Source organism: Alteromonas sp. KUL42 (genome assembly GCF_006538325.1).
In the GTDB taxonomy this organism is placed as follows: domain Bacteria; phylum Pseudomonadota; class Gammaproteobacteria; order Enterobacterales; family Alteromonadaceae; genus Alteromonas.
In genome coordinates, this window is record NZ_BJKK01000010.1 from 41,051 (window position 1) to 54,271 (window position 13,221).

Sequence of the window (13,221 nt, forward strand, 5' to 3'; positions counted from 1 at the left end):
TAACTATGACTTTACTTGTTGCCGGCACACTTGTTGTTGCTCAACTGTGTTACAACGCCGACGCTGATATTGGTGCTAAAGATTTTCTTAAACAAGCACAAATATTTAACGCACAACTGACTGCGATGAGCGAAGCGCGAGAGTCAGGCTGTGTTGAAATAAGAAGCGAAAACGCAATGGAAGAGGCAAAACGTCTAGTAAAATCTGACTCTACACAAGAAACGCTTACTATCGAGTAGTGAGTATTGTAAGTGCGTTTATCGAGAGCGATAACGTGTAAACTTTGTAAAGAGCGAGAGTTTGGATATACATGTTACGGTGCGTAGTCGTTAATCTATGTTGTACTATTGCGCTTACTCTATTGGTGAGTGAAGCGGATGCACTAAGCTTAACAATCAGCGAAGCGGAAGTTGAAGCCTACCAAGGTGTCGACTTTCAAGCACTTCGCAAAGCTTATTCAAAACCCAGAACATTGTGGCCTAAAGCGCACGTCGATGAGTCTGTCGATTTTGTAGAACTCGGATTACTGCCGCCTATTCAACATCCAGCAGAAAGTCCATACTCAGATGCTGTCTACAAGCTGGGATATACACTGTTCAACGATGGTAAGTTATCGGCGTCTGGGCAAATTGCGTGCGCAAGTTGCCATGACCCTGACTTAGGGTGGGGCGACGGGAAACGCGTGTCGTTTGGGCATGACAGACAGACGGGTTTGCGCAATGCTCCTACTATAGAAAATGTAGGCTTTCTCAAAGCATTTTTTTGGGATGGAAGGGCTGCATCGCTTGAGCAACAGGCGTTAATGCCAATTCAAGATCCCGTTGAAATGGCCTTTAATCTTGAGGATCTCGTCGAACGGTTGGCGGGCGACGCTTCCTATGTCACATTGTTTGAAAACGCTTATGGCGAAAACAGCCTTTCAGCGACGAATATTGCAAAAGCGTTGGCTAGTTTTCAGCGCACAATAAAATCAAGAAAAAGTGATTTTGATTACTTTTTGATGTCTTTAAGTGAAAATGATACTGCTAAGCAGCAGCGCTATAGTAGAAAACTAAGTGACGACGCGTTGTGGGGGCTTGATCTGTTCCGACGAAAAGCCCGATGTGTTAATTGTCATCACGGCCCTCGATTTACCGACGACAACTTTCATAACTTGGGTTTGACTTGGTATAAGCGTGAGTATGAAGACCTAGGTCGTTACAATGTTACAGGTGATCCAAAAGACGTTGGCAAGTTCAAAACGCCTAGTCTACGCGGGGTCATGAATACAAAGCCATGGATGCACAACGGCTTGTTCTCAAGTATGGAAGGTATTTTGAATATCTACAACAATGGGGGCAATCCCACTCAACCAGATGAAGACGACCCATTATCACCCATTACATCATCACTATTACAAAAACTCGATTTAAGTGACGCAGAAATTAACGCGCTAGTGGCTTTCTTAGAGGCTATAACTGCACCGCCTGCACGGGTGCCAAAGCCGGAGTAGACGCAAAAATGAAAGGGATTTTTATGCGAAAACAATCAATTAATTGGATGGCTATTTCAGCGCTTATTGTGTTGATAATTGCTGCAATTCTAGCTGTTGTAATTCTTTTAAGACCTAATGAAATTTCAGTATCTGAAGCCAATTTTCGAAAGGTGCCAGAAATTGACGAAGGTACTCCAAAACGTACACATCAACCAAGTGATATAGCGCAAAGTCAGCGACCCATTTCATCTGAAGATAAGCCACTTACTTACGATGAATGTTTGGACGTTCAGCAAAAGTTAATGCAAAGCCAAGTCAGTTCAAAGATGAGCACCAATATCAACGATTATTCGTCAGATTATACACTGCTCGAAATTGCAGGCGCTCTGACGCTGAATGGAAATCTAAGAAAAGCGTCTGAGGCTGCAAAGATGGCAAACACCATGCCTGATGTTCAGTGGAAATTTGATTCTAAAAAGGCGCGTGAAGTGCACTTGCCTGTGTATTACACAGAGCTCGAAAATGGTCAAAGAAACCAAGTTCCTGCTCAGTGGCTTTTAGACAGATGGGGGGCGGGGGAGCGTAACTTTGACAACGGCGAAGATATATTTACAAATGAGGACGTGGCTTGGTTTTTTACTGCAATTTGGATTGATGATTTAAGCGAAAAAGCCACGTTATCCGAAAAACAATTAATTACACTAATTGAACAGTTACCTGATGCAAGTAGACCTATAGCAATATTAGGAGGCCTGAGAATTATTGACGAGGCTGCAAAAGCTGGGAAAGCGAAGGTGGTAGAGTATTTATTGGACCGAGGAGAGGTATTTACTTCCGAAGCCTATGTAAATTCTACGTTGGATTACATGTTTCAAGGATTGTCTCGACAGAAAATGCTGCTAAAGATAGAGAGCACCGAGGACACCGAAAAAGCAAATTTAGCCCTGCATAATCGTATCTCACCTATCGTAGAACAAGTGAATCGTTTAATAGAAATGGGCGCGAAATTAGCACCGAAGGAAGTTAATCAGGCAGGTATTGTTTTAGCCAATGAGCACGGTGCCAATAATGGTGAGAGTGACTATTGGAAAGAGCAGCGTGATAAACTCAAATCACTCGGTGTAAATGTAGAGGCATTGCAGCGCACGCCTTTTACTCCTAGTTCAAGGACTAAAGCACTTGCCAGTGAAATGAACAGAAGAGAGGCATTGTCAAAGCCAACCGAGACGGCGAAATTAGAGCTACAAAGTACGGAATGCAAAACCTTGGTTAGCGAGATTAAACGTCAAATTGAAATGATCCACATAGATAGGGATAGTTTTAATAGTGATAGCGCTGAAGCGAAGTTTTATCAGTGGTACGACATTTCTCCATTGATCCCTTCTTGTTACTTGCGCAAAAGAGCGGATGAAGTGCGAATGTCACAATCGAACTCAACATTTCAACGGAATATGATGTTCGGCGAGATACCTAGTGTCGAAGAAATGGCTGTTCTTGATACAAAATCGGATGTTAGTTTAGAACGTCTTATGCATCAGTACATTCAGCAGGAGCCTCGCGCGTACCAAGCACTTCTTGCCAAGGGGGGGTTCCCGAAACGTTCAATTTCAATTATTTTAACAGTCGAATACTTTACGAAGGCACACTTCGGGTACTCATTGACGCGGGGTTTGATATTTATCAACTTGACACATACGGGCGTAGTTTATTGTATTTGGCTGCGAAAGCGTTTGATCTTGCCGCGCTAAAGAGGGTAATTGCGCAAAATGTGCCTTATTATTCAGGAGCCCCTCTTCCTGATCCTCTCTATTTATGGTTGCAGGCCAGCGTACAGCACTTCAATCAATTTATGTCTAGTAGTGAATCCAATGAAATCCTTGTCAAAGGCGTAATATTACTAATGGGCAACTATGAAATTGATGTCAACAAAGAGCATCTAGAGCTTATGCAAGTTCTTCGGCTTATGAGGCCTCAGGCTTTCGAGGAAATAGTAGGCAAGTTTGACGTATTACAACCTACAAACGAACAGGCTCGTTATTTTTACTGCCCTTTTGGTTAGAGTCTGTTTATTTTTGTGCAGAGCATAACAGGGTGTGTTAATAATCAGCACACCCTGCTAAATGTTAAGTTAAATCACGTTGAACTAAGCTAAGCGGTTAATAATAGAGGAAAAGTCCATGCCGGCATTGCCTTCTTCGCAATGCATTTCAAACCACTTGGCTGCTAGCTCTCCCATGGGGACTTGGGCATTCACACCTTTCGCCCCTTGCATGGCAAGCCCTAAATCTTTGAGCATAAGCGCTGAGGCAAAGCCGCCTGCAAAGTCGTTGTCAGCTGGGCTTTGTGGGCCAACGCCTTTTACTGGGCAGTAGCTTGTCATCGACCATGTTTGACCAGAAGCATTGGATGCAATATCAAAAAAGACTTGTGGGTCTAGCCCCAATTTTTGGGCAAGTTGCAAGCTCTCACAGGTGGCAATCATAGTGGCGCCAAGAAGCATGTTGTTGCAGATTTTGGCCGCTTGGCCTGCACCATGGCCGCCAGCGTGTACAATTTTCTTACCCATTGCGCCTAACACACCTTGGGCCTTTTCAAATGCATCGGCATTGCCGCCAACCATAAAGGTCAGTGTGCCTCCTGCCGCGGCGGCAACGCCGCCAGAAACAGGTGCATCTAACATGCTAATACCTTTTTCTTTGGCAAGGGCCGAAACGTTTTTCGCGGTTTCTACATCGATAGTGGAGCAGTCAATCAGCAAGGTCTGGGTACTTACATTCTCAAGAATTTGAGAAGCGTAGATGTCCATCACATGTTTACCCGCAGGCAGCATGGTTACCACAATATCTGCATCTGCTACCGCTTGCTGTGTACTGTCAGCAATGTGACACCCGCACTCTTTGGCTTTGGCAAGGGCCACTTCGCTTAAATCGAAGGCGGTTACGTTAAAGCCATTTTTGACCAAGTTGTCAGCCATGCCCGAGCCCATATTACCAAGGCCAATAAATGCTACATTCGTCATTATCTTGTCCTCTTCATTTAGCCCATTGTGGGAATGACAAAAGCGTTGTCGTTCGAGTCAGAACCGTCAGGCCAGCGCTGTGTAATGGTTTTTACTTTTGTCCAGAACTTCACGCCTTCCATACCGTGTTGGTTTGTATCGCCGAACGCTGAACGTTTCCAACCACCAAAGGTGTGATAGGCAACGGGCACTGGAATTGGTACGTTTATGCCTACCATGCCAACATTTACGCGTTGAGCGAACTCGCGGGCAGCGTGTCCGTTTCGAGTATACATCGCCACACCGTTACCATATTGGTGGTCGCTGGCCAAATTAACAGCTTCGTTGAAGTCTTTAGCACGCACCATTTGTAACACTGGGCCAAAAATTTCTTCTTGGTAAGAGCGCATATCTTTGGTGACGTGGTCAAAGAACGTAGGGCCTATAAAGTAACCCTTACTGTCAGCTGGAATTTGACTTGTTCTACCGTCATATACCAACTCTGCGCCTTCTTCGATCGCCAGTTCAATGTAGCTTTCTACTCGCTCTTTGTGGGCAGCTGTTACTACTGGGCCGTAGTGGGCATTAGGATCTTCACTGTGGCTAACCATAATGTCTTTGATAGCAGGAATAAGCTTGGCTTTGAGTTTCTCAGCAGTGTCCTCACCAACAGGAACAACAACAGGTAACGCCATACAACGCTCGCCGGCAGAGCCATAAGCGGCACCCACAAGGTCAGTAACTACTTGATCAAGGTCAGCGTCTGGCATCACGATACCATGGTTCTTAGCGCCACCCATGGCTTGTACGCGTTTACCTGCACGCGCACCGCGCTCATACACATAGTTAGCAATATCCGATGAACCAACAAAGCTAACTGCTTTGATGGTGGGGTGATCAAGAATACCGTCTACCGCTTCTTTGTTACCGTGAACTACGTTTAGTACACCTGCCGGTAAGCCTGCTTCCATCATTAATTTAGCCAGCTCAACTGGTACAGAAGGGTCGCGTTCTGAAGGCTTAAGGATAAACGCGTTGCCACAAGCAATGGCCACCCCAAACATCCACATAGGGATCATCGCTGGGAAATTAAACGGGGTAATACCCGCTACAACGCCAAGTGCTTGGCGCATTGAATATACATCGATACCTGGGCCAGCACCTTCTGTGTATTCGCCTTTCTGAGCGTGTGGAATACCACAAGCAAATTCAATAACTTCTAAACCGCGTTGAATATCGCCCTGTGCGTCTACTAACACTTTGCCGTGTTCACTTGATAACAATGCCGCTAAACGGTCACGGTTGGCTTCAACCAACTCTTTAAACTTGAACATCACGCGAGCACGTCGTTGCGGATTCGTTGCTGCCCATTCTGCTTGCGCCGCTTTTGCGCTTTCAATGGCGTAAGCCAGTGTTGCTTCGCCTGCTAAGCTAACTTCGGCTTGTACTTCACCGGTATTCGGTGCAAACACTGGTGCGGTGTTTTCAGTACTATCTGAATAGTCTTTGCCTGCAATAAAGTGAACAATTTTTTTCATAACAAAACTCCCGTGATTTTTTACAATATTGAAACCTTGTGTTTGCAATAGCAATACCTATACTTGCAGCTTGGTGCTGTAAAAATGCAGGTGTTTTTGATGAATTGGGATGACATGAGATTGTTTTTAGGTTTAGCTAGGAATGGTCGTGTAGCTATTGCAGCAAAAGGGCTTAAGGTTGACCCTACAACACTTATTCGTCGTGTAAAAAAGCTGGAGGATTCACTTAACTGTAATTTATTTGAACTTACCAAAAAGGGATATGTACTTACTTCCCAAGGCAGTGAATTGGTGCGTTATATAGAAAAGGCGGAACACTATTTTCTAGAGGCGCAAAACGAGCTTAGCGACGAGCGCTCGCATTTAGCCGGTACCATTAGAGTCAGTGTTTCCGAAGGGTTTGGGAGTTGGTTTTTAGCTCCGCTATTGCCCGATTTTAAAGCCCAGTATCCAGGGATTTGTATTGAACTGGTTGCCACCAGTGGCTTTCTTAACCTAAACAAACGGGAAGCGGACATGGCGATTTTGCTTGAAAAACCGAGCAAGGGATTATTGGTAACACAGAAACTGACCGACTATGAGCTCTACCTATATACACACGAAACACTGGTACAAAGCGCAAAACCCAAGAGCCTTCACGACCTTCGCCACTTCAACCTTGTTAGTTATGTGCCAGATTTGGTTTATGCACCACAGCTTAAGTTTATTGAAGAAACGGCACTTTCACAGCTAAGTGCTCTGCGCAGTACCAGTATCAACGCGCAACATCAAATGTTAGTGAATGGCGCTGGCGTGGGCATATTGCCAAAGTTTATCGCAGAGCATCAGGCAGGGCTTGTCCGTTTGCTACAGCAAGATATCCATATCAAGCGCACATTTTGGCTTGCCAGTCATAAGGAGACGTACACTCAAGCTAAGTTTCAGGCGTTTTCATCGTGGCTGCTTGAGAAAGTTCAGTTTAACCGCAGTCGGTTTGTTGAATGATTTTCTATTTAGCAATCAGAGCCAGCTTAAGGTCGCATACCCGTATAGGCAGGGTTAAAACAGTAAAAAGGTCACGTCATTTTCGGTAAAAGTGCGTTGATTTGAGATCAAAAAACTATTTTCCTTATTGTTATGATATAACATTTGTTAACTAAGTATAATGTTAATAACAAACCAGGGAAAAATAATGAAAAAGACCTTATTGGCGGCAGCGATTTCTTCGGTGTTTATCATCGCGGGGTGCACTAAAGAGCCTGCAACTATACAAAATACAGACGAAACTATGAAAGCGGATTTACAGCAACAAGCAGAGCCTAACTTACTTTTGACCGCAAGCCCTTTAACCTATCAAGCGCCGCAGTTTGATAAAATAAGCGACGACCAATTCTTACCCGCTTTTGAACAAGGTATGAAAGCGCATGCAGCGGAAATTGACGCTATCGCTAACAATGCTGCTGCGCCAACCTTTGAAAATACATTGGTCGCTCTTGAAAAAAGTGGCGCGTTACTTACACGTGTAAGTCGTGTTTTTTATAATCTTTCAGGTTCAGACAGCAATCCTAAGCGGCGTGAACTTCAGCAACAACTTGCGCCAAAACTGGCAGCTCACTCTGACAATATTAATCTAAATGAAGCCCTGTTTAAGCGTGTAGAGACGCTTTACAATCAAAGAGAGACGCTTTCATTAGATGCAGAGTCGTTGCGTTTGTTAGAAACAACCTATGACGATTTTGTTTATGCCGGTGCGCGCTTAAATGAAGAGCAAAAGCAGAAAGTACGCCAAATTAACGAGGCAATGTCTTCACTCACCACAAAGTTCTCTCAGAACTTGTTGGCTGAATCTAAAGCCATTTCTGTTGTGGTAACAGATCGCAGCGAACTTGAGGGCTTAAGTGAGCGTCAAATTAACGCGATGGCGGAAGCTGCAAAGTCAAATGGGCACGAGGGTAGCTATCTGATTAGCATTACCAATACCACGCGACAGCCTATTTTGTCTTCACTTGAAAACAGAGCACTACGTCAACGAGTATGGGAAGCTTCAGCTAACCGAGCACAGTCAGGTGACAACGACAACCGCGAAATCGTATTGAAACTAGCGAGACTGCGCGCAGAAAAGGCGGCGCTAATGGGCTATGACAGTTGGGCAGAATATAGCTTGCAAAGACAAATGGCAGGTAAACCTGAAGCTGTTTATTCGATGCTTGATAGCATGGTGCCTGCGGTTATTGAAAATGTAGAAAAGGAAGCTGCAGACATTCAGCGTTTGATGAATGCAGAGTTGACGGATGCAGAATTGCAGCCATGGGATTGGGCGTATTATGCAGAAAAAGTACGTCAAGCCCGTTATGACCTTAATGAAAGTGAAGTTAAACAATACTTTGAGTTCAATCGTGTGCTAGAGGATGGTGTGTTTTACACCATGAACAAGTTGTTCGGAATTCGCTTTGAGCCTCGTCCTGACTTACCTGTTTATCATCCTGACGTGAAGGCGTATGAATTATTTGATATCGATGGCAAGAGTCTAGCTATTTTCTATGCAGATTATTTCGCACGTGACGGTAAACGCGGTGGCGCGTGGATGAGTTCATTCGTTGGACAATCTAAGCTTTTAAATCAAAAGCCTGTGGTTGTTAATGTTATGAACATTGAAAAAGCGCCGGAAGGTGAACCTACGCTAGTAAGCTATGACAATGTTACTACCATGTTCCACGAAATGGGCCACGGTGTACACGGTATGCTTTCAGAAGTGAACTATCCTTCACTAGCGGGTACTGCTGTATCGCGCGATTTCGTAGAGTTCCCTTCTACGTTTGAAGAGGATTGGGCTGCGTATCCTGATGTTATTGCAAACTATGCTAAGCATTATGAAACGGGTGAGCCTATTCCAAGTGAATTGCTCGAAAAGGTTATTCGTTCGCGTACCTTTAACCAAGGCTTTGATACGCTAGAGTACATGTCTGCTGCATTACTTGATATGGAATGGCACAGTATCTCTGCAGATGCAGTACCTACTGATATAAACGAGTTTGAAACACAAGCATTGGCGAAACACGGTGTTAACATCGACTATGTTCCCCCTCGCTATCGCAGTGCTTTCTTCTCTCATTCTATGGGCGGTGGCTACTCTGCTGGTTACTATGCTTATATGTGGAGCGAAATACTAGCAGCTGATGCCTTTGCATACATGCAAGAACTCGGTGGTTTAACGTTAGAAAATGGCTTGAAGTACCGTAAGCACATTCTTGCTACTGGAAACTCTCGTCCACCGATGGAGTCTTACAAAGCGTTCCGCGGTCAAGAACCAACAACAGATGCGATATTAATCCGTCGAGGCCTGAAGCAGAAGATAGACTAAACCGAAAACTCTCCTACCTAGGTAGGAGGAAATCGCCCCCTATGTAGGATGTGCTTTTCATTACCTTATGGCTAGCATAAGTCTGTATCATTAGGATTATGGGGGCGTACATGTCAGGCTTCACTAAAATAGCATCTACCATAGTGGCCGTTTTTATCGGCTGCTTTATGGTATTTTGTTGCTTGGTGTACTTTCACATCAAAAGTAATATCGCAGAAGAAACATCCGGTGCGCTTGCTCAAGTTCGTGAAATGGTGCAACTGAATATTCCCGCATCGCAGCTTAAAGCGATAGTTGAGCCCAGTCCTCATTTATCTGCAGAATATTTTACTGGTCGTCTTTTAGAAAATTATAACTCACTCGAGCTAAGCAATAGTTTTGGTGAAAGCACAGCAAAAAGCGCAAATGCAAACGAAGGCATATACGATGCCACGCCAGTTATCATCCCCATTCACGAAAACTACTATTTAGTGGTTAAGCCACAAGACGCCACTGAACTTGCGCAAAACCTACATTTCTTTGGGCTTGTAGCTGGTTTGTTTTTTGCAACGTTTGTTTTATTGCTAGCGACCTTGCATATTGCTGTAAAGCAGCGTTTAGCGCCACTAACACAATTGGCTAATGCGTTAACCAAGCTCAGTGAGGGAAAAGAAACAACCGCTTTACCGCATTCTGATATTGCAGAGATGAATACGGTTATAAAGCGCTTCCAGCATCTTCAATGTTCGCTGACAACCAAAGAACAACAACTGATCCAAATAGACAAGCAATTGGCTGTTTTACAAGAACAAGAGCGTACTTATCTGGCAAGGGAACTACACGACAATGTGGGGCAGCTGTTAACAACGATTAAAGCGCACGCCTACATATTAGTTAATGCCAAGGAGCGAGCAGCCCTTGAATTTTCAGCGAATAAAGTACAGGTGATGGCACATCAAATAAGCGATGCAATTAGAAAGCTAACGGCCCGTCTTCACCCGCTTGTTTTGGACCGCGTTACTTTACAGGCTTCACTTGAACGTTTGGTCTATGAACAAGAAGTGGCGCTGCCAAATACCCACTGGGACGTGTCGATTAATTTAAAAGACTACGAAGAAGATAGAGAACGGGATATTCACCTTTACCGTTTTGTGCAAGAAGCGCTTAACAACGTGGTGAAACATGCCAAAGCTACCCGAATAGGCGTTCAAATTCATGCTGATAAATGTCATTTGAGTATTGTGGTTAAAGACAATGGGAAGGGGCTAGGTACTCATATTGTAGAAAATATTGGGTTGTCATCTATGCGCAGTAGGGCCCGTTGTATAGGGGCATCATGCCACATTGAATCGCCGTCACACGGCGGTGTCCAGGTTGCGTTGAATTTAACGCTTCGAGGGTACTCACAAGATATGGACGCAGCAGTAGCATGAATGTACTCATTGTTGATGATCACGCTGTGGTTCGAGAAGGCTATCGTGCATTACTTAATGCCATGATGCCAACACTCGGCGTATTTGACGCCGGTGACAGCGCCAATGCATTTGATGTGCTAGGCGAAAAAACAATTGATATCATGATCTTGGATATTAATTTAGCCAATGAAAGTGGGCTAGTGTTAGCGAGTCAGTTTTTGGAGAAATATCCTAAGTTAAAGATCATTTTCTTTAGCATGTTTGAAGACAGCGTTATTTTGCAGCGTGCCATGCAAACGGGGGCCATGGGCTATATCAGTAAGAGTAGCCCTCCTGACACCTTGATTTCCGCGATTAAAGTTGTTGGAAAAGGACAAGAGTATATTGAACGCGCCTTAGCTGTGAATTTGGCCAATCAATTGCTCGACACCAATATGGACCTTAGCACCAAACTTACTAAGCGAGAGTTCGAAATTTTTATTGCTATTGCCATGAAAAAATCCCGAGTCGCTATTGCTGATGAATTGGGAGTGTCTTCTAAGACTATATCGAATGCGCTTACCGTGATTAAACGCAAATTAAATGCGTCACCGTCTGATTTTACTGGGCTTGCAAGTAAGTACGGTTATATCGGCAATAGTGAGTTTTCCACTTCACTTAATGATTAACCTGTCGGTAAACCTTTTTTCCCCTCCTAAAGTAGGAGTCATTTAGGTCTATCGAATTATGGTTAAGACGGCATAAAAGTACGATTATCATTTTACACAACAAACCAGATGAAGCGCTCAACACGCGTTACTTATTCAAAGGGTGTATCTTATGATTTATGCAAAGCCAGGAAGTGAAGGTTCAGTCGTTAGCTTTAAAGAAAGCTACGGAAATTTTATTAACGGTGAATGGGTTGCACCGGTGAAGGGTGAATATTTCACTGCTACGTCACCGGTTGACGGCAGCGATATCACACAAATTCCACGCTCTACTGCAGAAGATATCGAGTTAGCACTTGATGCTGCGCATGCAGCGAAGAAAGGCTGGGCGGAAACCTCTGTTGCCGAGCGTTCAAATGTTTTACTTAAAATTGCCGATCGCATTGAAGAAAACCTAGAGTTACTCGCGGTAGCCGAAACATGGGATAACGGTAAAGCAGTACGTGAAACACTTAATGCTGATATTCCACTGTGTGTTGATCACTTCCGCTACTACGCGGGTTGTATTCGTAGCCAAGAAGGCACTATTGGCGAAATCGACAAAAACACTGTGGCATACCATTTCCACGAACCGTACGGCGTTGTTGGTCAAATTATTCCATGGAATTTCCCATTGTTGATGGCGGCGTGGAAATTGGCACCAGCGCTTGTTACCGGTAACGTTGTTGTGCTTAAGCCAGCTGAGCAAACGCCTGTGTCTATTTTGCTGTTCGCTGAGCTTATTCAAGACTTGCTTCCTCCTGGTGTACTTAACATCGTTAACGGCTTTGGTGCAGAAGCAGGGCAAGCCCTTGCAACAAGTACGCGCATTGCGAAAATTGCATTTACCGGTTCAACGCCTGTAGGTGGCCACATTCTTCGTTGTGCGGCGGAAAACCTTATTCCTTCAACGGTTGAGCTAGGTGGTAAATCGCCTAACATTTTCTTCCCTGATATTATGAATCACGAGCCTGAGTTCATTGATAAATGTGCTGAAGGTTTGGTGTTGGGTTACTTCAACCAAGGTGAAGTTTGTACTTGTCCTTCGCGTGCCATCATCCATGAAGATATTTACGATGCGTTCATGGAAAAGGTTATCGAGAAGATTCAGAAGATTAAACGTGGTAACCCACTTGATACTGACACCATGGTAGGTGCGCAAGCGTCTAACGAGCAGTTTGAGAAGATCTTGAAGTATATCGATATCGGCAGAGCTGAAGGTGCAGAAGTGGTTACCGGTGGTGAGAAAGAGCAACTTGAAGGGTTTGGCGGCGGTTATTATATCCAGCCTACAATCTTGAAAGGTCAAAACCACATGCGTGTATTCCAAGAAGAAATTTTTGGCCCTGTAATCGCGGTTCAAACCTTTAAAACGGAAGAAGAGGCCATTGAAATAGCGAACAACACCAGCTTTGGTTTAGGTGCTGGTGTGTGGAGTCGTGATGCCAACACCGCGTTCAGAGTAGGTCGTGCTATTGAAGCCGGTCGTGTGTGGACTAACTGTTACCACTTATATCCAGCGCACGCAGCGTTTGGTGGATATAAGAAATCTGGTATCGGTCGTGAAACACACAAGATGATGCTTGATCACTACCAGCAAACTAAAAACCTGTTAGTTAGCTATGACATCAACCCACTAGGTTTCTTCTAGTAGGTACGGGGCAGTGCCGATATCTCGGTCGTTGGTACTGCCCGCAATTGCCTTGCGCACAATCACTATGTGCACACACATCATGCGTAAAATACTTTCTTTTTTTGTCTCTCTTTTTTTCTTTTTTGACTTTTTGTTGC

Annotated in this window: 11 protein-coding genes; 9 read left to right on the plus strand and 2 right to left on the minus strand. The window is 44.4% G+C overall.

Annotated features, from left to right (window positions below; genetic code table 11):
• Positions 1–5 precede the first annotated feature (5 nt).
• The 4 genes from EYR97_RS13875 to EYR97_RS13890 all read left to right on the plus strand — a co-directional run bounded on the left by EYR97_RS13875 (position 6) and on the right by EYR97_RS13890 (position 3,533).
• A complete protein-coding gene (locus EYR97_RS13875; protein WP_131094265.1) occupies positions 6–239 on the plus strand; it encodes a hypothetical protein in 234 nt (77 codons plus the stop codon).
• Positions 240–310: 71 nt separating this feature from the next.
• Positions 311–1,492, plus strand: coding sequence for a cytochrome-c peroxidase (locus tag EYR97_RS13880; RefSeq protein WP_131094266.1), 1,182 nt, complete (start codon positions 311–313; stop codon positions 1,490–1,492).
• Between the two features lie 23 nt (positions 1,493–1,515).
• Positions 1,516–3,222 carry a hypothetical protein gene (locus tag EYR97_RS13885; protein ID WP_131094267.1) on the plus strand — a complete coding sequence of 569 codons (1,707 nt, stop codon included), beginning with the start codon at positions 1,516–1,518 and terminating at the stop codon, positions 3,220–3,222.
• Entirely contained in the window at positions 3,189–3,533 is a 345-nt protein-coding gene (locus EYR97_RS13890) for a hypothetical protein (RefSeq protein WP_131094268.1), read from the plus strand. Before EYR97_RS13885 ends, EYR97_RS13890 begins: the two co-directional genes overlap by 34 nt.
• A gap of 84 nt (positions 3,534–3,617) precedes the next feature.
• Here EYR97_RS13890 and mmsB read toward each other — a convergent pair whose 3' ends face one another.
• Positions 3,618–4,493 carry a 3-hydroxyisobutyrate dehydrogenase gene (gene mmsB / locus EYR97_RS13895; RefSeq protein WP_131094269.1) on the minus strand — a complete coding sequence of 292 codons (876 nt, stop codon included), beginning with the start codon at positions 4,491–4,493 and terminating at the stop codon, positions 3,618–3,620.
• Positions 4,494–4,510: 17 nt separating this feature from the next.
• A complete protein-coding gene (locus tag EYR97_RS13900) occupies positions 4,511–6,010 on the minus strand; it encodes a CoA-acylating methylmalonate-semialdehyde dehydrogenase (protein ID WP_131094270.1) in 1,500 nt (499 codons plus the stop codon).
• A gap of 99 nt (positions 6,011–6,109) precedes the next feature.
• Here EYR97_RS13900 and EYR97_RS13905 point away from each other — a divergent pair, with 99 nt between their 5' ends.
• From EYR97_RS13905 to EYR97_RS13925, 5 genes are all read left to right on the plus strand, one after another.
• The gene (locus EYR97_RS13905; RefSeq protein ID WP_131094271.1) at positions 6,110–6,994 is read left to right on the plus strand and encodes a LysR family transcriptional regulator; all 885 of its coding nucleotides are present in this window, start codon (positions 6,110–6,112) and stop codon (positions 6,992–6,994) included.
• Positions 6,995–7,181: 187 nt separating this feature from the next.
• Positions 7,182–9,350 (plus strand): M3 family metallopeptidase, encoded by a 2,169-nt coding sequence (locus EYR97_RS13910; RefSeq protein WP_131094272.1) that lies wholly within the window; start codon positions 7,182–7,184, stop codon positions 9,348–9,350.
• Between the two features lie 110 nt (positions 9,351–9,460).
• A complete protein-coding gene (locus EYR97_RS13915; RefSeq protein ID WP_131094273.1) occupies positions 9,461–10,762 on the plus strand; it encodes a sensor histidine kinase in 1,302 nt (433 codons plus the stop codon).
• A complete protein-coding gene (locus EYR97_RS13920) occupies positions 10,759–11,412 on the plus strand; it encodes a response regulator transcription factor (RefSeq protein ID WP_131094274.1) in 654 nt (217 codons plus the stop codon). Before EYR97_RS13915 ends, EYR97_RS13920 begins: the two co-directional genes overlap by 4 nt.
• Positions 11,413–11,563: 151 nt before the next feature.
• A complete protein-coding gene (locus EYR97_RS13925) occupies positions 11,564–13,081 on the plus strand; it encodes an aldehyde dehydrogenase family protein (protein WP_131094275.1) in 1,518 nt (505 codons plus the stop codon).
• Positions 13,082–13,221 lie beyond the last annotated feature (140 nt).